The following is a 20,516-nucleotide window of genomic DNA, read 5'->3' on the forward strand; positions in this document are numbered from 1 at the left end:
TCTTTTATTTCTTTCTACGTTCTATGATATATCTATTGGTGTCCTTAGTTCTAGAACGTGTTCTAAATCCTTTTGCAGGAATACCGTTCCTAGATCTTGGATGACCTCCTGAAGCTCTACCTTCACCACCACCCATTGGGTGATCAACAGGGTTCATAGCTACTGGTCTAGTTCTTGGTCTTCTACCCAACCATCTGCTTCTACCCGCTTTACCGGATACCAACAATTGGTGGTCAGAGTTGGATACCGCCCCTATAGTGGCCAAACACGTAGCCAAAACCATTCTTGTTTCACCAGAAGGCAATTTCAAGGTCACGAACTTACCATCTTTCGCCATCAACTGGGCAAAAGTTCCAGCACTACGCGCCATAATAGCACCTTGACCGGGTCTCAATTCTATACAAGACACAACAGTACCCAATGGAATCTCACCCAATGGGAGTGCATTTCCAATTTCTGGAGCAGATCCAGTTCCAGACTTGATTGTCTGACCTACCTGCAGTCCGTTTTGGGCAACTACATACCTTTTTTCACCATCCTTGTATTCCACCAAGGCGATAAATGCAGTTCTATTGGGGTCGTACTGAATAGAAACAACAGTTGCCTCTACCCCTTGTTTATCCCTTTTGAAATCGATGATTCGATATCTTCTTTTATGGCCACCACCTTTATGGCGCATGGTCATCTTTCCTTGACTGTTCCTACCGCCCGTCTTTTTGATCGGAGCAAGCAAGCTTTTCTCCGGCTTATCAGTAGTAATCGCGTCAAATCCGTTTACTACTCTAAAACGCTGACCAGGGGTTATCGGTTTTAATTTTCTAACTGACATTTCTCGTCTTTATAGATTACTGTAAAAATCAATAATATCACCTTCAGCCACATCAACGATTGCCTTTTTGATTGCATTCGTCTTACCGTGCTGAATTCCGGTTTTTGTATAACGACTCTTACGCGATGGACCATAGTTCATGGTTCTCACCTTTTCAACAGAAACACCATAAGTAGCCTCTACCGCTTCTTTGATTTCCAACTTGTTAGCGGTTGGATTTACAAAGAATCCGTAGCGATTGAAAAGCTCGCTATCAGCGGTCATTTTTTCCGTAATGATCGGTTTTATCAACACACTCATGATACTTTTATTTCTTTAGGTTCGATTCAATTCTTTCCAAAGCGCTTTCCGTCAATACTAAACTTGTTGCGTTAACAATTTTGTAAGTATTTAATTCTGAGCCTGTTACAACCTCGGAACGCTCCAAATTACGCGACGACAAATATACGTTATTATTTGAATCGCCCAACACAATAAGGGACTTTTTATTTTCTATTCCCAAGGAAGACAAGAAATTAACGAAGTCCTTTGTTTTTGGAGCTTCAAAACTGAAGTCTTCCACAACCACTATCGATTGTTCTTTGGACTTTATGCTCAAGGCCGATTTTCTAGCCAATCGCTTCATGTTCTTGTTCAACTTTTGGGTATAATCCTTTGGTCTTGGACCAAAGATTCTACCACCACCTCTAAATATTGGTGATTTAATGCTACCGGCCCTTGCGGTACCCGTACCTTTTTGTTTTTTGATCTTTCTGGTACTACCAGCGATTTCCGCTCTTTCTTTAGCTTTATGTGTCCCTTGTCTCTGATGGGCCAAGTACTGCTTTACATCCAAATAAATAGCGTGCTCATTAGGCTCTATAGCGAAAACATCGTCGGAAAGCTCTACTTTCCTACCTGTCTCTTTTCCCTTGATATCTAAAACTGCTACCTTCATCATTTCCACCTTTGAATTGTTACGTAAGCATTTTTATGACCTGGAACACACCCTTTAACTACCAAAAGATTTTTCTCAGGAACCACTTTCAATACTTTTAAGTTTTGCACGGTAACTCTGTCACCGCCCATTCTACCGGCCATTCGCATACCTTTCACAACTTTGGAAGGGTAAGATGCAGCACCGATGGAACCAGGAGCTCTCAATCTGTTGTGCTGGCCGTGGGTCGCCTGTCCAACTCCACCAAAACCATGACGTTTTACAACACCTTGGAATCCTTTTCCTTTTGATGTACCTACCACATCAACAAATTCTCCTTCTACAAATAGATCAACACCTACGGTGTCCCCCAATTTGTATTCACCTTCAAACCCTTGGAACTCAACGACTTTCTTTTTGGGAGAAGTACCTGCTTTTTTGTAGTGACCTGTTTCGGCCTTATTAGCACGTTTTTCTGCCTTGTCATCGAAACCTAGTTGAAGGGCTCTGTACCCGTCTACCTCTTCGGTTCTGACTTGGGTAACCACGCATGGCCCAGCTTCCAATACGGTACATGGAACGTTCTTTCCATTCTCGTCGAAAATGCTGGTCATACCGATTTTCTTACCTATTAACCCAGACATATTTAATTAATTAACAATTATTTACTTTTTATAACTCTTGCCAACTTCTTGGCAAAAAAATTGGGTCAAGAAAATATTCTGTTCTGACCCAGATTTTTTTCTTTCACCGTTTTTCCCGAACCATCGTTTGGGACATGTTGCTCCCGCCTAGGGCAGAAACATTATCAGACTTTGATCTCAACCTCCACGCCACTTGGAAGTTCCAACTTCATAAGGGCATCGATGGTTTTTGATGAAGAGCTGTAAATATCCAATAATCTCTTGTAAGAGCTCAATTGGAACTGCTCTCTCGATTTTTTGTTCACGTGGGGTGAACGCAAAACCGTAAATATCTTTTTGCGTGTTGGCAATGGAATTGGTCCAGTCACCACAGCACCTGTTGTTTTTACTGTCTTAACGATCTTCTCAGCAGATTTGTCCACCAAATTGTGATCGTAAGATTTCAATTTTATTCTAATTTTTTGACTCATCTTGCTGAAAAATTAAGCGGTTACTCCTTTAGCTGCTTTGATTACTTCTTCCGCGATATTGGAAGGCGTATCTGCATAGTGTGAAAATTCCATTGTGGATGTTGCCCTACCTGAAGACAATGTCCTCAAGGAAGTAACATAACCAAACATTTCCGATAGCGGCACTTCAGCCTTGATAACCTTGGCACCTGCTCTATCCGACATACTGTTTACTTGCCCCCTTCTACGGTTCAAGTCACCAACAATGTCACCCATGTTTTCTTCTGGAGTAAGTACCTCCAACTTCATAATTGGCTCCATAATCACTGCTTTCGCTTTTTTGGCAGCAACCTTGTAACCCAATTTTGCAGCAAGTTCGAAAGAAAGCTGGTCGGAATCCACAGGGTGGAAAGAACCATCTTTAAGGGTAATTTTCATGGAATCCATTTCGAATCCGGCCAAAGGACCATTTTTCATGGCCTCTTTGAATCCTTTCTCAACAGATGGGATAAATTCCTTAGGAATATTACCACCTTTGATTACGTTAACAAACTCCAGTCCGGACTTACCTTCTTCAGCTGGCTCCATAGTAAATACGATATCGGCAAATTTACCACGACCACCGGTCTGCTTTTTGTATGTTTCTCTGTGATCGGCCGTTCCGGTAATAGCTTCTTTGTACTCTACCTGGGGTTGACCCTGGTTAACATCTACCTTAAACTCACGCTTTAAACGATCACAAATAATATCCAAGTGAAGCTCACCCATACCAGAAATAATGGTCTGACCGGATGCTTCGTCTGTTTTTACCTGGAAGGTTGGATCCTCTTCGGCCAATTTAGCCAAAGCCATACCCAATTTATCAACATCAGCTTTAGTTTTTGGCTCTACCGCGATACCGATTACCGGCTCTGGGAATTGCATACTTTCCAAAACAATTGGATGTTTTTCATCAGAAAGGGTATCCCCAGTCTTAATATCTTTAAAACCAACTGCCGCACCAATATCCCCTGCTTCGATAAAGTCAATTGCATTTTGCTTATTGGAGTGCATTTGGTAGATACGAGAAATACGCTCTTTATTACCTGAACGGTTATTCAAAATATAAGAACCTGCGTCCAAACGACCAGAATATGCCCTAAAGAATGCCAAACGACCTACGAAAGGATCGGTTGCAATCTTAAATGCTAGAGCGGCAAATGGTTCTTTTGGATCGGGTTTTCTTCTTTCTTCTTTCTCCGTATCTGGATTGATACCTACGATATCATCTTTATCCAAAGGTGATGGCAAGTAACGGCAAACTGCATCCAACAAAAATTGTACTCCTTTATTTTTAAAGGAAGAACCACAAATCATTGGAATAATAGCCCTGTCCATAACAGCAGCGCGCAAAGCGGCGTGTACCTCATCTTCAGTGATGGAATCTTCGTCTTCGAAGAATTTTTCCATCAACTCTTCATCATATTCTGCAACAGCTTCGATCAGGGCAGCTCGGTACTCCTTAACTTCAGCCTTCATCTCTTCAGGAATATCAACCACATCAAAGGTAGAACCGAAGTTATCCTCGTGCCATACAACAGCCCTGTTCTTGGCCAAGTCAACAATACCTCTAAAGTCTGCTTCGTCACCTATTGGCAATACAATTGGCACCGCATTGGAACCTAACATCTCACGAACCTGCTTACACACGTTCAAGAAGTTGGAGCCTTGACGGTCCATTTTGTTCACGAAACCGATTCTTGGCACTTTATAGTTATCGGCCAATCTCCAGTTGGTCTCGGACTGTGGCTCAACACCATCAACAGCACTGAACAAGAACACCAATCCATCCAACACACGAAGTGAACGGTTCACTTCAACCGTAAAGTCAACGTGCCCGGGAGTGTCAATAATATTAAAGTGATAATCTTTTGTGTCAGGTAACGGTTGTGCATTCTCCATTGGAAACTTCCATGTACAAGTGGTAGCCGCAGAGGTAATGGTAATACCACGCTCTTGCTCTTGCTCCATCCAGTCCATGGTTGCGGCACCATCGTGCACTTCACCAATTTTATGACTCACACCTGTATAGAAAAGAATACGTTCTGTAGTAGTTGTCTTTCCAGCATCAATGTGAGCTGCAATACCTATATTCCTTGTATATTTTAAATCTCTTCCCATTGTATTGATTAGAATCTAAAGTGCGAGAATGCTTTATTGGCCTCGGCCATTTTATGTGTATCTACTCTTTTCTTCACTGCTGCACCTTCTTCCTTGGCCGCCGCCAAAATCTCAGCAGCCAGTTTCTGTGCCATTGATTTCTCGTTACGCTTTCTTGAAAAGCTGATCAACCATTTCATGGCAGTGGAAATTTTTCTATCTGGACGAATCTGCATAGGAATCTGGAATGTTGCACCACCCACTCTTCTACTACGAACTTCTACGTGTGGCATAACATTTGAAAGGGCATCCTTCCACAGCTCCAATCCTGTTTTCTCTTCGTCAGTGTTCTTTTCATCAACAATTTCAATTGCATCATAAAAAATTTTGAATGCAACTGATTTTTTACCATCCCACATCATCATGTTCACGAAACGTGTAACAAGTTGATCGTTAAATTTTGGATCCGGTAATAACGGTCTCTTTTTTGCCTGTTTTTTTCTCATCGCTTCTTCTTAAAAATGATTAATTTTTAGGACGCTTTGCACCATACTTAGATCGTCGTTGCGTTCTTCCCGCAACACCTGCGGTATCCAATGCTCCACGAACGATATGATATCGCACACCAGGCAAATCCTTTACTCTCCCGCCCCTTACCAATACTATCGAGTGCTCTTGGAGATTGTGACCTTCACCGGGGATATATGCGTTCACCTCTTTACCATTGGTCAACCTCACCCTTGCAACTTTACGCATTGCAGAGTTTGGTTTTTTTGGCGTTGTAGTGTAAACACGTGTACAAACCCCTCTTCTTTGAGGACACGAATCCAAAGCAGCCGATTTACTCTTCTTGGTAATTGTGGCCCTTCCTTTTCGTACTAATTGTGAAATTGTTGGCATTAAATTTCTTTTAAAAACTAAATAACCCTCATTTTGAGGGCTGCAAATGTAGTAATTATTCCCAATAATTCAAATCCCCAGTAATTAAATTTCAAACAGAAGTAAAAAAATTCAAAACCAACACAGCGCAATACACCAAAAAGGACAAAAAAGGAAAAACAGAAGCATTGTATATCAAAAGACCATATATTAAGGTACCCGTTGTGTATTTTGATGAAATTTGTCATTTTGAGCAGACTTCAAGGGAGCATGAGTGAAATTTGTATCGAGAAAAAGAATTTTTATCCAAAAAGGGTTTCGATACGTTTTTTTGTTCATCAAAATTACCTGATCCAGCACCTTCAACTAAAGTTTTATGTTGAAAATGTACAATAGGTATTAACGTGTAAGGGCCAAAAGTAAAAATTCACATCTTCTTAACACAACCCCCAATCCACCAACCACCACACTAATCCCACTAAAACTTTCCAAAAAAAATGACTTATACGAACTGAACCTTTCATATAAATGGGGTATTAAAACGAATATTTACATTAAGAGCAATAACACCCCCATCAAATTATAGAGTTATCAATGAACTCTAATGATTTTGCAGTTATCTCATTTAATGGCCCCCTCTTAAAGATTTTATAAAATTAGTTTGGATTATTAACATGAAATTATGATTTTAGCGATTAGCTAATTCAAATAATTTAACAATGAGAACAAAACTTAATGGATTGTTAACGCTATTATTGGCGTTTGTTGTGCATATATCCTATGCACAAGACAAGACGATTACAGGTACAGTTACGGATGCCGATGGGCTCCCGCTGCCTGGGGTCAACATTGTCGTTGAAGGGACCACAACAGGTACCCAAACAGATTTTGATGGAAATTACGCCATCAGCGCGAGCGAGGGGCAAACATTGCTTTTCACTTACATTGGGCAAAGACCCTCGACAAAAGTTGTCGGCGCTAGCAGCGTAATCAATGTTCAAATGGTGGAAGACACCCAAGCCCTTGAAGAGGTAATTGTTACCGCGCAAGGTATTAAACGTGAAAAGAAGGCCTTGGGTTATGCGGTTTCTTCTGTTGGTGAAGAAGACTTGGAACAACGTGCCGATGGTGATGTTGCCAGGGTACTTTCCGGTAAAGCCTCTGGTGTAAACATTACCGCCGCGGGTGGTATGTCCGGTTCCGGTACCAACGTTGTAATTAGGGGTTTAAGCTCCTTTAGCGGAAGTAACCAGGCGCTTTTTGTAGTGGATGGCGTTCCTTTTAGTAGCGACACTAACGCTCAGGGTAACTTTCTGGATGGCAACACAGGTTCTTCCAGATTTTTGGATTTGGATCCGAACAACATTGCCAGCGTGGAGGTACTTAAAGGTTTGGCCGCTGCCACACTATATGGTACACAAGGTAAGAATGGTGTAATCTTGATAACAACCAAAGCTGGTTCAGGCGAAGGTGGTGCCAAAAAAACAGAGATTACGGTAAACCAATCTTATTTTGTCAATGCCATGGCCTCATTGCCTGATTACCAAGATGAGTATGGTGGTGGTTTTGACCAATCTTTTGGATGGTTCTACAGTAACTGGGGACCTAAATTCGAAAGAGGTGGTGTTGCAGGATGGGGGAACCAACCTGCTATCGACGACAACGGTACGCTTCCACACCCTTATTCGACAACTGCGATTCAAGCCACAAGGGATGCCTTCCCAGAACTCCAAAATGCACGATATGACTGGAGACCTTACGATAGTGTTGAAAACTTCTTTAGACCGGGTGGTGTAAGCAATACGTCCGTCAACATTAATGGTGGTACTCAGGATGGCTCTACATCATTCAACGTTAACCTAGGTTACTTGAACGATGAAAGTTTTGTTCCTGGCAACGAGTTACAGCGTTTCAATATCTCCGTTGGTGGTAGAACACAACTTACCAATAAATTTACCATTAGTGCCGCCATGAACTATTCCAGAACTGACTATCGCACCCCTCCAGTTGCGGCGAGTAGAGGTAATGGTAGTTTAGGTTTCTCTACGTTCGGTGCTGTATTCTTTACACCAAGAAACGTTGACTTAATGGGATTGCCTTTCGAGAACCCCATTGATAATTCCAGTGTGTACTATAGAAATGGTAACGATATCATGAATCCAAGATGGATTGTGAAAAATGCGCAAAACTCCCAGTTGACCAACAGGTTCTTCTGGAATGCTTCTGCCAACTACGCACTTTCCGACAACTTGGACCTAACCTACAGGGCAGGTATGGACTTCTATACTGAAAGAAACACTCAATATTCGAATAAAGGTGGTGTTACATTCAACAATGCCATTTTCGGTTTCTTGAACACATACGATAACAACAATACCATCTGGGACCACTACTTGGCACTTAATGGTAATTATGACCTTTCTGAAAAATTGGGTATGACTTTCACCGCTGGTGCAACAACAAGATCTACCACGTTTGACCAGCAAGGGGTTCAAAGTACGGGACAGTTGGTTTATGGAGTGGTACGTCACTTTAACTATTCCAACCAATTACCTATACAGTATACCGAAAGAAGAAACATCGCCGGTGTTTTGGGTCAGGTTACTTTGGACTATGACAACATGTTGTTCTTAACAGGTTCCACCAGAACAGACTGGGTATCTAACTTGATTACGGAAAACAACAGTAGAACATACCCCAGTGGAAGTATTTCTTTCTTGCCAACGGCTGCATTCCCAGAATTGCAGTCCCAAGGTGGTCTTAACTTCTTAAAGTTGAGAGCAGGTATCGGTTCTTCCGCTACTTTTCCAACTGCGTACCCTACTGTAGGTATTGTTGAGCAAAACACGCAAGTTTACGGTGAAGGTGGTGGAATTACCACAAACCAAGTTGCAAGTTTTAAAGCAAATCCCGACCTGAAACCCGAGCTATTGTCTGAATTTGAATTAGGTTTTGAATCCAGATTTTTCAATAGCCGAGTTTCCTTGGACTTCACATATTTTGACCGCACAACAAAGGACTTGATCGTGCGTGAACCTTTATCGCCATCTACAGGTTTTACTTTTACCCAAAGTAACGTTGGTAAAATCGAGGGTGATGGTATTGAAATCGATGCCTCTGTGGATTGGTTCAGAAGTGATTCCCCAGATGGATTCAACTGGAACACTAGAGCAAATTTCTCCACGTACAATCCAGTGGTTACAGAACAAGAGCAGGACATTATTATTTACGCTGGTAGTTCTACCCTGTTCGTAGGTGGTAACGCGGCAATTAAAGGCAAACCTCTAGGGGCCATGGTAGGAACTGCTGTGGGTAGAGATGCAGATGGGAATTTCCTAGTGAACGATGCCGGTGATTATGTTATTGTTGAGCAGGATTTGGATGGGAATGTTCCCGTAATTGGTGATCCAAACCCGGATTACATCATGAACATCATCAATAGCATGTCCTTCAAAAACTGGAACTTTGGTTTCCAATTGAGCCATACCAAAGGGGGTGACATCATGTCAAATACAATCGCCACCCTTCTTGGCCGTGGTTTGATCACCGAAACTTTGAACAGAGAGAACACTTATATTTTGCCTGGTGTTTTGCAAAGTACAGGCGAAGTGAACAACAAACAGACAAACAACGCATCTTACTACTTCGACAACGTTTTGTTCGGTCCTGCCGAATTAAAGGTTTACGATGCTTCGGTAATCAGATTGCAAGAGGTTTCTTTGGGTTATTCTTTCCCGAAAAAGTTTTTGGACAAGACTCCATTTGGGACTTTGACCATTACCGCACAAGGTTTCAACCTATGGTATGATGCCTACAACACACCAGATGGTGCCAACTTTGATCCAAACGTTCAAGGCGCGGGTATCGGAAATGCCCAAGGATTCGATTTCATCAACGGACCTAGCGCTAGAAAATACGGTTTAAGCGTCAAAGCATCGTTTTAAATAAAAAATAGCTAAAATATTATGAAAAAAATAGGTAAATATATAACCGTTGTCTTTCTACTAACAGGATTGTTAAATTCTTGTGAGACAACCGATTTGGATCTCCGAGTGAGTCCTAACGACCTTGCTGCCGATCAGGCAGACCCAGGATTGCTACTGAATTCGATTCAGCTTGCCTACGCGGACAACATGTTCGATATAAGCAAATTGGGCGGTGAGCTGACCAGGCTTGAGTACATGAGCGGAAGAAACTACTTTAACAACTACCCGGGTTCAACATTCGATGACATCTGGGCAAGAACCTACAGTAGTGATAATTCCTTCGAAGGCGTGGATCTTGGCATTTTTACAAACGTTCAAAGCCTAGAGGCCATAAATGCTGAAAGCGACGTGGATTATTCCTTCCATATTGCAGTGGGCAAAACATTACAGGCCCACATGCTAATGTTGATCACCGATTATATCGGGGAAGCTGCGTACTCCGAAGCGGGTGACCCAGACCAGTTCCCTGCTCCCTTGTTGGACGATGGGGCCTCTGTTTATACCAGTGCATTGGCTTTGTTGGACGAAGCCGAAAGTTTGTTCGCCACAAATCCCGGAACAGTGGGAGCCACAGATTTCTTTTACGATGGAGATACTTCCTTGTGGATCAAAGCAGTGAACTCTATAAGACTGAAAGCTTATGTTACCACTGGTAACACTGCCGCTTTTGATGCTGTAATTGCTGAAAACAACTATATTGATGACGTTGAGGAAGATTTCCAATGGCAATATGGATCTCGTGAACTGCAACCGGACACACGCCATCCTGATTATGCGGACGACTACCAACCCAGTGGCGCAGACCTGTACCGACCCCTTTGGTTGATGCAGTATATGCAAAATGTGGACGACCCGAGATTGCGTTATTATTTCTATCGTCAAGTTGCCGAAACTCCAGGAGCTCCCGGAGTAGACCCCAACGAGGAAACCTTGGCCTGTTCTTTAGCCGTACCACCGCTTCATTATCAAGAAAGTGAGTGGGCATACTGTAGCTTGCCCAACGGTTACTGGGGAAGACAACACGGTAACAACGAAGGGAACCCACCTGACGGTTTCACAAAAACTGCAGTCGGTGTTTACCCACAAGCTGGTAAATTTGATGACAGTGATTTTGGTGTTGTAGGTCTAGGACTTGGAGGCGGAGGAGCTGGTATTCAGCCCATCATCCTTTCATCATATGTAGATTTCTGGAAAGCCGATAACGCCATGGCCAAAGGGGAGTCCGATGCTGTAGTTGCGGAGTTGTTTAGGTCGGCATTGACCAAATCCATGGCAAAAGTAAGACCATTTGCTGCTTTGGATCCAACTGCCGATTTAAGCTTTGAGCCTTCAGAGACCGATGTGACAACATGGATAGATGGTATTATTGCCGATTTCTTGGCAGCTACCGGAGATGATCAAATGAACATCTTTGCCGACCAATATTTTGTTACCCTGTACGGTGGAGCTGTTGAAGCTTACAACTACTACAGAAAAACAGGATATCCCACAAACCTGGCCCCAAACTGGGAAGCTAATCCAGGTCCATTCCCAAGAACCTTCCTATACCCTCAAAATGAGGTTATTACGAATCCGAATTTGACACAAAAAACGGATATGACAGGACAGGTTTTCTGGGATACAAATCCGGCATCACCAGCATTCCCAGAAGCCCAATAACATAAAAAAAATTGAAAATCATGAAATTTATAAATAAATCACTTTTAGCCGCAGCTCTAGCGCTAGTCGGATTCACATTCAATTCGTGTGATGATGGTGACGCTGTGATTGACGAAGTATTTGCCAATACCACAAGTGGTATTGTGCTAAGAACAGTGAATGTGGAATCGGACGAACTGCCCATTGGGCAATCCGACTCCTACTTTGCTGTCGAATTAGAAATGCAGGACGAAGAAGACGGTGCTCTGGTGGAAAGCCTGGATGTATTCGTTTCCTTTACAGACAACACAATTGAAGAAGGAGGAACGGATTATAGTGCTGCCGAGGTTCAAGTTGGGACCGTTTCCAGCTCTGAGTTCACTATTGGGGAATATGGATTTCCAAGATACTCCTATAGCATCACCCTTCCAGAAATGTTAAGTGCTCTTTCTCTATCCGAGTCAAACGTAGATGGAGGCGATGTGTTCTCCATCCGCTTTGCAGCTAATTTGGTAGACGGTAGGACGTTCTCAAACGGTCAGAACACAGATACCTCTACAGGATCTTTCTTTGCATCTCCGTTCCAATACAATGCAACGGTTGTATGCCCTCCAACTCCTCCAACTTCTGGGGAATGGACGATAGACATGCAAGATTCCTATGGAGATGGATGGAACGGTGCTTCAGTCTTGATAACCATTGACGGTGAGGCTACCAACTATCTAATAGAGGATGGAGCTGCAGCATCTGAGTCTTTCAATGTTCCTGATGGAACTGAGGTTATCTCCATTGAATTTGTATCTGGAGATTGGGATTCTGAAATAACCTTTCAAGTCACCTCTGCGAACGGTAATGTGATTTTGGACCTAGGTCCAAGTCCTACTGCCGAAATTGAATTGTTGAACTACTGCTTGGACAACTTATAGTCCATCAAGTATTCAAACAAAAAAGCCTGGATTAAAATTAATCCAGGCTTTTTTTGTTCTAATTAGAATTATCCTACGTAATTTCTTATCTTTTTAATCACAAAGAAACACACAATACATTAAGATTCAATTACATGAAAAAATTCATCACACCATTGCTACTATTTCTAACGGGCAATCTAATGTCGGGTCAGTATGCCGGTCAAGTAGCATCGGGCAGTTCATACAACGCTGCATCCAATGCCCTGGTCTCTACTGTCATTGGCGATATGGACGATCAATATGATCGCCTATCAAAACAAACAGGAATTGACGATTTTTCAGGTTCCCCGTATATGAACGATACATTTGTGCCAACCCCTCTTTTTTATGGCGATGAGGGTATGGGCACCTACTATTATAGATACAACGCTTACAACGAAGAAATTGAAATAAAAAAAACCAATTTATTAGAAGAACAGATAGCTGCACTTACCAAGGATAAATCCATAAAAGTGATGGTAAAGGGTAAACCTATGGGCTTTGCCACCTTTATTGACAAAAAAGGAAATACCTTGAACGGCTATCTAACGACAGTTTTAGATGGCAAAACCTACGACCTCTACAAAAGGATAAATGTGAAGTTTACCGAGGGACAGAAAGCACAAAACTCCTTTGTTAAAGCTGTTCCAAACAGGTTTACACACTTTATTGAATACTACTACCAAGAAAAAGGTGTGAACAGAATAGACGAGATTCCCTTAAAAACCAACAAAGTTGCCAAACTGTTCAAAGAGCCGTTAAGATCAGAGGTGAAAAACTACATAAAGGACAATAATTTAGATGTTAAGGAGGAATCTGATTTAATTAAAGTCTTCAACTACCTGAATGAGAGATAACATATTCTTTTTCCTTAATTAATCAACCGGCACATGTTAAAATCATCAATCAAAACATCTCTGGCAATAATTTGTTGCACACTCCTTTTATGTTGTTCCAACAACGACAACTCGATCACTCCCGATGAGTCAGGAGAAGAAACCCCGGAACAAGGAGAAACACCAACAGAAGAAACTCCACAAGAAAACAACGAAGAGGTTGTGGAAAGTGATTTGGGCACGGTAACCTACTTTAACAAAGCTTTGGCAGAAGACCATTACATCCTGGTAAACGACGCCATGAACAACCATGTTTATTTAATGGACAAAAATGGTGATTTGGTGTACGAATGGCCATTGGGAGACCGTAAAATTGGAAACGATGTTGTGCTGCTTGAAGATGGAACGCTGTTGGCCGCATTACAAGCTGAAGGACCCGATATATTGTTTGGTGGTTTTGGAGGGAAAATCCAGATAATCGACAAAGAAGGCAATGCGCTGTGGGACTTTACCTATTCCAATAGCAACCACCGTTTGCACCACGATGTAGAATTATTGCCCAACGGCAACGTGTTGGGCATTGCATGGGAAAAAATGACCCAGGAAGAAGCCTTGGCCAGTGGCTCCAAGCACAATACCGACCTTTACCCGGAATCCATTCTGGAAATTAATCCAACCACGGATGAGATTGTTTGGGAATGGCATGCCAAAGACCATTTAATCCAAGATTTTGATGATACCAAATTAAATTTTGGGGAGGTTGCTGCAAACCCGCAATTAATCGACCTAAATTATGTAAATGCTGAAAACGGCAATATTATGCACATTAACGGTCTTGGTTACGATGCCATCAACGACCTAATATTTTTGAGCGTTAATTTTTACAGCGAAGTATGGATTCTCGACCACAGCACCACAACCGAAGTGGCGGCATCCCACTCGGGCGGAAATTTTGGAAGAGGCGGAGACCTGGTGTATCGCTTTGGCAACCCAAGTGCCTATGGTGACGATGATTCCGAAAGGATGTTTGTAAACAACCATTACCCAAATTTATTTGAGCCTGGAAAAATGCTCATTTTCACCAATGGAGGTGACCTTGGCCAATCCACAGTATACGAATTGGGCTTACCGAATGCACTAACTCAAGAATCCATTCCCACCCTTACCAGCCCTGAAATCCTTTGGAGCTTCACAGATACTGAACTGTATTCCCCAAAAGTTTCCGGAGCTGTTCGCCTTCCCAATGGAAACACCCTTATTACCGAAGGCGACTATGGTATTTGGGAGGTTACGACCGAAGGAGAAGTAGTTTGGAAGTTTTCAGGAGATGGTTTTTTCTGGAGATCATACCATTATGCTAAGGATCACCCTGGGATTATTGCTTTGGACTTATAGATCTTGTTTCTGCGTATCTTAAAAAATAATGCCACCATTGAAAATGGATAGGCTACTTTATTGCATCTTTGCATTTAAATTGCAATAAAAATGAACAGTCAAATCTATGGGATACGGGCCGTTATGGAAGCCATCAACGCCGGACAGCCCATCAACAAGATATTTGTCCAAAAGGGTCTCAAAGGAGAGCTTTACAAAGAATTGGAGTCCACCGTTCGTAAAAATGGCCTTAGCCTATCCTATGTTCCAGTTGAAAAACTGAACCGCCTTACCCGAAACAATCATCAAGGTGTAGTAGCGCAAATATCCCCAGTACAGTTTCATCAATTTGAAGAGTTGGTGGAACAAGTGCTATCCAAAGAACAACTTCCCTTGTTTTTGATGCTCGACGGAGTTTCAGATGTTCGGAATTTTGGTGCCATTATCCGAACCGCCGAATGTTGTGGCGTGCATGGCATTATTATTCCAAAAAATGGTGCGGCCCCCATTACGGACGACACCGTAAAAACCTCTGCCGGCGCAGCTTTTAATGTGCCCATTGCCAAAGTAGATCATCTAAAAGATGCCATTTTCTACCTGCAATCTTCAGGTATTGTAGTTACCGGAGCTACCGAAAAAGCCGATGATGAAATCTATGATGTGGACTTTAACCAGCCTACCGCCATCATCATGGGATCTGAAGAAAAAGGCATTTCCCCTTCTACCCTAAACATTATTGATCACCAAGCAAAGCTCCCGCTAATGGGCAAAATTGGTTCGTTAAATGTTTCCGTGGCCTGTGGTGTTTTTCTTTATGAAGTGGTTCGGCAAAGAAATAATTAAGAATCATTCCTCATCAGATTCCCTGTAATGGTATTTGATTTCGATTTTTTGTTCAGATTCTTCCGTAGTAGTCTCAATAAAATTACCATCTTCATCAAAATGTTTTAGGAAAGGGTCGTCCTCTTCCTTGTAATCTTCCAGTTCCCAATCGTACTTACGAACCTCGGGAATCCGAACCTTGGTGATCAGGGCAAGCGCAAGCCCCGTGGCAAATCCAGCAAGGTGCCCTTCCCACGATATGCCATCCTTTACAGGAAATATATACCAAATCATACTCCCGTAAATAAAAACCACAATCAATGACAGTGCTACCAAGCGATAATGCTTGGCAAAAATCCCCTTAAAAAAAATAAAGCTCGTCAACAAATAAATTACACCACTCGCTCCAATATGGTACGATGGTCGCGCAATTGCCCAAGTAAGAAATCCGGACACCAGTGTTCCGAACAATAATATCCGAAGCGCCGCACTTTGGTAAAAATAGAACAGAAAAGCCGTTAACACGGCCAATGGGATGGTATTGTTGTATAAGTGTGTTATGGAACCATGGATAAATGGGCTAAAGACCACTCCTTTTAATCCAGATAACCTTCTTGGGTAAACACCATAATCGTTTAGGTTGATGCCAAACTGCACCTCGACCCAAAAAACAATCCAAATAGAAAGTACGGCTACCAATGGCGCCAATACTACTGAATTTGAAAATTTAAATGTATCTGAACCCATATACTCACAAAATCAAACATCCCGCCACAATCTTAAATGTATACAAATTGTCAGGTCGACAACAAAAATCCTTTCCAAATTAAGAACAATGGACCATCAAATTTATTTTATTTTTACTCCATGAACGAACCTTTGGCAGAACGCATACGGCCTAAAACTTTAGAGGATTACATCAGTCAGCAACATTTGGTGGGAAAACAAGGCGCTTTAACCACCCAAATCAAAAACGGTGTTATCCCCTCCTTGATTTTTTGGGGTCCCCCAGGAACGGGAAAAACCACCTTGGCCAACATTATTGCTTCTGAAAGTCAACGGCCCTTTTACACTTTGAGCGCCATTAGCAGTGGTGTAAAGGATGTTCGAGAGGTGATTGACAAAGCAAAGCAAAGTGGAGGATTGTTCACTTCCAAAAACCCTATCCTTTTTATTGATGAGATTCATCGTTTTAGTAAATCCCAACAGGATTCATTGCTTGGTGCGGTGGAAAAAGGTTGGGTGACACTTATTGGAGCAACAACGGAGAATCCCAGTTTTGAAGTGATACCTGCACTTTTATCAAGATGTCAAGTATACACCCTTAACCCATTTGGAAAGGATGACCTAATTGCGCTGTTGGAACGGGCCATAAAAACGGATGTCCATCTTTCCAAAAAACAAATTGAGTTGAAGGAAACGGAAGCCCTGTTACGCCTATCGGGGGGAGATGGACGAAAATTACTCAACATTTTCGAGTTGCTGATCAATTCAGAGGGTAACGACAAAATTACCATCACCAACGATTTAGTGCTCAACAAGGTTCAGAAAAACACGGTGCTGTACGACAAAACCGGGGAACAGCATTATGATATTATTTCAGCCTTTATAAAAAGTATTCGGGGAAGCGACCCGAATGCGGCTGTATATTGGTTGGCCCGTATGATCGAGGGCGGTGAGGATGTAAAATTTATTGCAAGGCGAATGATTATCTTGGCATCCGAAGATATTGGAAATGCGAATCCCACGGCCCTTGTATTGGCCAACACCACTTTCCAGTCCGTTACCACTATTGGATACCCTGAAGCTAGGATAATCTTGAGTCAATGTGCCACCTATTTGGCAAGTTCGCCAAAAAGTAATGCCAGTTACATGGCCATTAACGAAGCCCAACAAAAAGTACGTCAAACTGGAGATCTTTCAGTGCCTATACCACTCCGGAATGCCCCTAACAAATTGATGAAGGATTTGGGGTATGGAAAAGGATATGACTATGCCCATAACCACGAAAATAATTTTGTGGATTTTGAATTTCTTCCCGATGAAATTTCTGGAACTACATTTTACAGACCAGGGAACAACCCAAGGGAAAATTCCATGAAGGACTTTTTAAAGAAAAGATGGAAAAACAAGTATGATTTTTAAAACTTGATATTCAGCTCTTTCTGTACTTTTTTACCGTTCTCGGAATACTCCAGCAGCCATTTGCCGTCTTTTTGAAAGACCACTGCATTATTGCCCTGGAAATCGGTCATAAAAACATTTTCCATCGAAGTAGCTTCCAGTCTTAACACAACTTTCGGTGTACTGTCCACCAATTGGTAACCATTTTCGATAGATTGGGCATATAAAAGGCTTGTGGGAACCGTGGTCGTTTTATCCGTATCGGAATCCCTTATAATTGTAGAAGGCTTTGGCGTTACACTTTTATAAACCTGTTCTTCCGTAGTGGCCTTTTGTTCCACAACGTGCTCTTTGGACGCTTCTTCAACCGATTTTACATCATCCTTAAAACTAACCGTTACTGATGCTTCCCTATTTACTTCCTCTTTTTTTGGCTCATAGGCATAATCCATACCGGCATAAGAAACAAATGCTTTCTGAATGGCATTCTTATAGGCTTCATCATATTCCTTGATCTTAGTTTTCCCTTCAACGGACCTAAATACTTCAACATTATTACAATCCTTGAGAGCGATGGTGATTTTTGTAGAAAAAAGTGAGGAATCATCAACCAAGTCGGCCATAAGTCCCAGACATCTATTGCCTGCCAAATCTACTGGCAAGGCATCATCATAAACAACATTAAAACCGTTTTGTTCAAAAAAATATTTTACCAAAGTGCTGGTCTGATACTCGTTTACTGATTTGAAAGCGTCAAACTTTTTTGGGACAATTATATATTTATAGTTGTTCAGTTGAGCGTTTACGGCACCGCCCAATCCCATTGTCAAAAGCAATATGTACAATACTTTATATTTCATATAGTAAAAGTAATCAATTACTGTTCCAAGATATGATATTAAATCCGAACTGTAAAGAGGCGTAATGGCTATCGGCCACATTGCTATAGCTTAAAAGGTTGTCTGCCAATACATAAAGATTAACAGGCCCAAATTGAAGATTTGCACCCAATCCAATATTTGTAAAAGAATATTTATCAACGGTATACGTGGCTTTTAAGGAAGCGGTCCTTCCAAACCTTCTTTGGTAAAAACCGGTCAATGCGGCCTGAACGCCCCGGGGTCTTTTCATCATAAACAATTGGCCTCCCACACTATTCCTGTAATAATCGCGATTGTTCCCACCTCCCCCGTTAACAGCACATCCGCAATTTTCGAACAAGGGACTTCCTCCTCCTTCACCAAAATCGTGTCTAACGGAGCCATAAACCTTAATTGGCCTTAATGAAATATAACTGGATTGGTTTTCACCATGGGGCAGCGCCCCATCAATCTCATCAATGAGCTCTTGCCATAAATCGTTGTCCACATTGTTGATGTCCTCCGGAAGAAAAACAGAAATCCCGTCGGTAGTTGTGCTACCGCTAAAGGTGTAGTTCCACACATCCTTTGAGTTATTGATAAACCCAATATCCAAAACACTTCCTGTTATTGTAGTCTGCGGGCTGAGGTTATAGCTAAAGCCAAAATCAAAACCAAGTCCAAGGTTTCCGCCCAACAATACGCGCTGGGTAAAAACACTTGCCAAATCCTTTTGTGTGGTTCCCGTATCTTCCTCAATAATATCGTAAAACTCCCTAACACCCGCTGTTTGGAGTTGTATATCGGCATTAATGGTACTCTCGTAAACATTGTTTTGCCCTTGTCGTGTAGTAAAGGAACCTGAGTTGTTTATGGACTGGAATTGAAAAATACTGGAATATATTTTAGCCCTTGCCCCCAAGGTAAGTGCTGTGCTTGCCTTTCTGTTGATTCCAAAATGAAACACATTGACCATCTCTCCACGAAGATTTAAGTCCCCTAGATCAAAACTCCGCCCAATGTTGCTGCCTCCATTACCTTCAAATGCCAAAATAGCCAAATCCTTGGGCCAATATGAGATGATGTCCATTTCACCATACATTCCAAAGGAGTAGTAGTCATCCGGCCTATTTTTACCTCTAAAACCCACGGTAATTCCCTCTATCTGACTTGTAGTGCTGAAATCGTCCTTATCCCCCATTACATCCAACAACCGCTCTTGGACTTTTGTGGTAAAATCAACACCGTCGTTGGCAAAGAGATCGTTCACGGTAACACCACTGGTTGCACCTTGTACAGATAGTCCAGAAATCACAGGAAGGCCAGCATGCCATTTTTGCGATGTTTTTACTCCCGGATTTACCATCAAAGATTGTGGGATTTCATAAAAATCGTATAACAACTCCTTGTTTTGGGCAAAAACAGTGGCACCACAAAATAAGACGATCAATATAAGTTTTGGGGCTATTCTCATTGCAATTGAAATAGGAATTCTCCTCCAGACCGTAATATAAGTTTAGGATCTTCGGCTGACGAAACACTTGTGTCGTCACTCAAATTATTGGCTGTAATTCGAAGGCTGGATGTGTTTACCAGTATATCGATGCTCTTGCCACCTGCCCCATAGAACACGGGGTTTGTAAAGATGGAATTAGGATCAATTGGGAACGCCTCTGTATCCAGTAATTGGCCAGCTTCATCCAAAAACTCAATGGTTATTTCCAGTTGTTTATTTGTTGTGTTCTCTATTTCATAAGTAATTGTACCCTCTAAAAGACGCTCTGCCACATATTGCTCATTGAATGCCTCAAAATTGATCTCTTGGGAGTAAAAAGAGTTTAATGCTCCTACCGAGTTTATAGTCTCTTCATCGGATTCAAAATAAAAAAGACCCGAGGCCAAAGTGGGGGTTACCCTTAAATCATCAATCTGATTAAAATCTTGTTCTTCGGTACATGAAGCAATGAAAAATAAAAGGCTAGCCGCCAAGAAGACTGAATGGAATAATCTTTTCATAGCCAAAAACATTTTCTAGTGTCCAAATAATGAGGGTATACCACTCCTAATATAACT

19 protein-coding genes are annotated in these 20,516 nt (G+C 41.9%); 7 read left to right on the forward strand and 12 right to left on the reverse strand.

Annotated elements, in window-relative coordinates; genetic code table 11:
• Positions 1-4: 4 nt before the first annotated feature.
• From rplB to rpsL, 8 genes are all read right to left on the reverse strand, one after another.
• Complete coding sequence (gene rplB / locus VM932_RS12450; protein ID WP_326279095.1) at positions 5-829, reverse strand: 50S ribosomal protein L2; 825 nt, start codon at positions 827-829, stop codon at positions 5-7.
• Between the two features lie 9 nt (positions 830-838).
• Complete coding sequence (rplW, locus tag VM932_RS12455; RefSeq protein ID WP_293168768.1) at positions 839-1,129, reverse strand: 50S ribosomal protein L23; 291 nt, start codon at positions 1,127-1,129, stop codon at positions 839-841.
• Between the two features lie 7 nt (positions 1,130-1,136).
• Positions 1,137-1,766 (reverse strand): 50S ribosomal protein L4, encoded by a 630-nt coding sequence (gene rplD / locus VM932_RS12460; protein WP_326279165.1) that lies wholly within the window; start codon positions 1,764-1,766, stop codon positions 1,137-1,139.
• Positions 1,766-2,389 (reverse strand): 50S ribosomal protein L3, encoded by a 624-nt coding sequence (gene rplC, locus VM932_RS12465; protein WP_293168769.1) that lies wholly within the window; start codon positions 2,387-2,389, stop codon positions 1,766-1,768. The genes rplD and rplC overlap by 1 nt, the downstream gene beginning before the upstream one ends.
• A gap of 164 nt (positions 2,390-2,553) precedes the next feature.
• Complete coding sequence (rpsJ, locus tag VM932_RS12470; RefSeq protein WP_014032013.1) at positions 2,554-2,859, reverse strand: 30S ribosomal protein S10; 306 nt, start codon at positions 2,857-2,859, stop codon at positions 2,554-2,556.
• Between the two features lie 12 nt (positions 2,860-2,871).
• Positions 2,872-4,998 carry an elongation factor G gene (fusA, locus tag VM932_RS12475; RefSeq protein ID WP_293168770.1) on the reverse strand — a complete coding sequence of 709 codons (2,127 nt, stop codon included), beginning with the start codon at positions 4,996-4,998 and terminating at the stop codon, positions 2,872-2,874.
• Positions 4,999-5,006: 8 nt separating this feature from the next.
• Positions 5,007-5,483, reverse strand: a complete 477-nt coding sequence (gene rpsG, locus VM932_RS12480) for a 30S ribosomal protein S7 (RefSeq protein ID WP_014032015.1) — start codon at positions 5,481-5,483, stop codon at positions 5,007-5,009.
• A gap of 19 nt (positions 5,484-5,502) precedes the next feature.
• Entirely contained in the window at positions 5,503-5,877 is a 375-nt protein-coding gene (gene rpsL / locus VM932_RS12485; protein WP_014032016.1) for a 30S ribosomal protein S12, read from the reverse strand.
• A gap of 698 nt (positions 5,878-6,575) precedes the next feature.
• Here rpsL and VM932_RS12490 point away from each other — a divergent pair.
• The 6 genes from VM932_RS12490 (at position 6,576) to rlmB (ending at position 15,480) form a co-directional block, all read left to right on the forward strand.
• Positions 6,576-9,800 carry a SusC/RagA family TonB-linked outer membrane protein gene (locus VM932_RS12490; RefSeq protein WP_326279096.1) on the forward strand — a complete coding sequence of 1,075 codons (3,225 nt, stop codon included), beginning with the start codon at positions 6,576-6,578 and terminating at the stop codon, positions 9,798-9,800.
• Positions 9,801-9,821: 21 nt separating this feature from the next.
• A complete protein-coding gene (locus VM932_RS12495) occupies positions 9,822-11,501 on the forward strand; it encodes a SusD/RagB family nutrient-binding outer membrane lipoprotein (RefSeq protein ID WP_326279097.1) in 1,680 nt (559 codons plus the stop codon).
• Positions 11,502-11,521: 20 nt separating this feature from the next.
• Positions 11,522-12,406: a hypothetical protein gene (locus tag VM932_RS12500; RefSeq protein ID WP_326279098.1), complete on the forward strand. Its 885-nt coding sequence runs from the start codon at positions 11,522-11,524 to the stop codon at positions 12,404-12,406.
• A gap of 134 nt (positions 12,407-12,540) precedes the next feature.
• Positions 12,541-13,284: a hypothetical protein gene (locus VM932_RS12505; RefSeq protein WP_326279099.1), complete on the forward strand. Its 744-nt coding sequence runs from the start codon at positions 12,541-12,543 to the stop codon at positions 13,282-13,284.
• A gap of 33 nt (positions 13,285-13,317) precedes the next feature.
• Positions 13,318-14,658 carry an aryl-sulfate sulfotransferase gene (locus VM932_RS12510; RefSeq protein WP_326279100.1) on the forward strand — a complete coding sequence of 447 codons (1,341 nt, stop codon included), beginning with the start codon at positions 13,318-13,320 and terminating at the stop codon, positions 14,656-14,658.
• A gap of 90 nt (positions 14,659-14,748) precedes the next feature.
• Positions 14,749-15,480: a 23S rRNA (guanosine(2251)-2'-O)-methyltransferase RlmB gene (gene rlmB, locus VM932_RS12515; protein ID WP_326279101.1), complete on the forward strand. Its 732-nt coding sequence runs from the start codon at positions 14,749-14,751 to the stop codon at positions 15,478-15,480.
• 3 nt (positions 15,481-15,483) lie between these two features.
• Here rlmB and VM932_RS12520 read toward each other — a convergent pair whose 3' ends face one another.
• A complete protein-coding gene (locus VM932_RS12520) occupies positions 15,484-16,206 on the reverse strand; it encodes a rhomboid family intramembrane serine protease (RefSeq protein WP_326279102.1) in 723 nt (240 codons plus the stop codon).
• Between the two features lie 120 nt (positions 16,207-16,326).
• Between VM932_RS12520 and VM932_RS12525 the strand changes: the two genes are divergently transcribed.
• Positions 16,327-17,604: a replication-associated recombination protein A gene (locus VM932_RS12525; protein WP_326279103.1), complete on the forward strand. Its 1,278-nt coding sequence runs from the start codon at positions 16,327-16,329 to the stop codon at positions 17,602-17,604.
• Here VM932_RS12525 and VM932_RS12530 read toward each other — a convergent pair.
• Genes VM932_RS12530 through VM932_RS12540 form a run of 3 tightly spaced genes read right to left on the reverse strand, consistent with a single transcriptional unit; the run spans position 17,601 to position 20,459 of the window.
• The gene (locus tag VM932_RS12530) at positions 17,601-18,443 is read right to left on the reverse strand and encodes a hypothetical protein (protein WP_326279104.1); all 843 of its coding nucleotides are present in this window, start codon (positions 18,441-18,443) and stop codon (positions 17,601-17,603) included. The genes VM932_RS12525 and VM932_RS12530 overlap by 4 nt on opposite strands.
• A gap of 13 nt (positions 18,444-18,456) precedes the next feature.
• Positions 18,457-19,917 (reverse strand): DUF5723 family protein, encoded by a 1,461-nt coding sequence (locus VM932_RS12535; RefSeq protein WP_326279105.1) that lies wholly within the window; start codon positions 19,915-19,917, stop codon positions 18,457-18,459.
• The gene (locus VM932_RS12540; protein ID WP_326279106.1) at positions 19,914-20,459 is read right to left on the reverse strand and encodes a hypothetical protein; all 546 of its coding nucleotides are present in this window, start codon (positions 20,457-20,459) and stop codon (positions 19,914-19,916) included. Before VM932_RS12540 ends, VM932_RS12535 begins: the two co-directional genes overlap by 4 nt.
• Between the last annotated feature and the right edge of the window lie 57 nt (positions 20,460-20,516).

It is taken from the genome of Flagellimonas halotolerans, assembly GCF_035818535.1.
GTDB classification, from domain to species: domain Bacteria; phylum Bacteroidota; class Bacteroidia; order Flavobacteriales; family Flavobacteriaceae; genus Flagellimonas; species Flagellimonas halotolerans.

Excerpts from the sequence above, each read along its gene's own strand:
- rplB (WP_326279095.1), bottom strand. The coding sequence starts at position 829 with ATGTCAGTTAGAAAATTAAAACCGATAACCCCTGGTCAGCGTTTTAGA.
- rplW (WP_293168768.1), bottom strand. The coding sequence starts at position 1,129 with ATGAGTGTGTTGATAAAACCGATCATTACGGAAAAAATGACCGCTGAT.
- rplD (WP_326279165.1), bottom strand. The coding sequence starts at position 1,766 with ATGAAGGTAGCAGTTTTAGATATCAAGGGAAAAGAGACAGGTAGGAAA.
- rplC (WP_293168769.1), bottom strand. The coding sequence starts at position 2,389 with ATGTCTGGGTTAATAGGTAAGAAAATCGGTATGACCAGCATTTTCGAC.
- rpsJ (WP_014032013.1), bottom strand. The coding sequence starts at position 2,859 with ATGAGTCAAAAAATTAGAATAAAATTGAAATCTTACGATCACAATTTG.
- fusA (WP_293168770.1), bottom strand. The coding sequence starts at position 4,998 with ATGGGAAGAGATTTAAAATATACAAGGAATATAGGTATTGCAGCTCAC.
- rpsG (WP_014032015.1), bottom strand. The coding sequence starts at position 5,483 with ATGAGAAAAAAACAGGCAAAAAAGAGACCGTTATTACCGGATCCAAAA.
- rpsL (WP_014032016.1), bottom strand. The coding sequence starts at position 5,877 with ATGCCAACAATTTCACAATTAGTACGAAAAGGAAGGGCCACAATTACC.
- VM932_RS12490 (WP_326279096.1), top strand. The coding sequence starts at position 6,576 with ATGAGAACAAAACTTAATGGATTGTTAACGCTATTATTGGCGTTTGTT.
- VM932_RS12495 (WP_326279097.1), top strand. The coding sequence starts at position 9,822 with ATGAAAAAAATAGGTAAATATATAACCGTTGTCTTTCTACTAACAGGA.
- VM932_RS12500 (WP_326279098.1), top strand. The coding sequence starts at position 11,522 with ATGAAATTTATAAATAAATCACTTTTAGCCGCAGCTCTAGCGCTAGTC.
- VM932_RS12505 (WP_326279099.1), top strand. The coding sequence starts at position 12,541 with ATGAAAAAATTCATCACACCATTGCTACTATTTCTAACGGGCAATCTA.
- VM932_RS12510 (WP_326279100.1), top strand. The coding sequence starts at position 13,318 with ATGTTAAAATCATCAATCAAAACATCTCTGGCAATAATTTGTTGCACA.
- rlmB (WP_326279101.1), top strand. The coding sequence starts at position 14,749 with ATGAACAGTCAAATCTATGGGATACGGGCCGTTATGGAAGCCATCAAC.
- VM932_RS12520 (WP_326279102.1), bottom strand. The coding sequence starts at position 16,206 with ATGGGTTCAGATACATTTAAATTTTCAAATTCAGTAGTATTGGCGCCA.
- VM932_RS12525 (WP_326279103.1), top strand. The coding sequence starts at position 16,327 with ATGAACGAACCTTTGGCAGAACGCATACGGCCTAAAACTTTAGAGGAT.
- VM932_RS12530 (WP_326279104.1), bottom strand. The coding sequence starts at position 18,443 with ATGAAATATAAAGTATTGTACATATTGCTTTTGACAATGGGATTGGGC.
- VM932_RS12535 (WP_326279105.1), bottom strand. The coding sequence starts at position 19,917 with ATGAGAATAGCCCCAAAACTTATATTGATCGTCTTATTTTGTGGTGCC.
- VM932_RS12540 (WP_326279106.1), bottom strand. The coding sequence starts at position 20,459 with ATGAAAAGATTATTCCATTCAGTCTTCTTGGCGGCTAGCCTTTTATTT.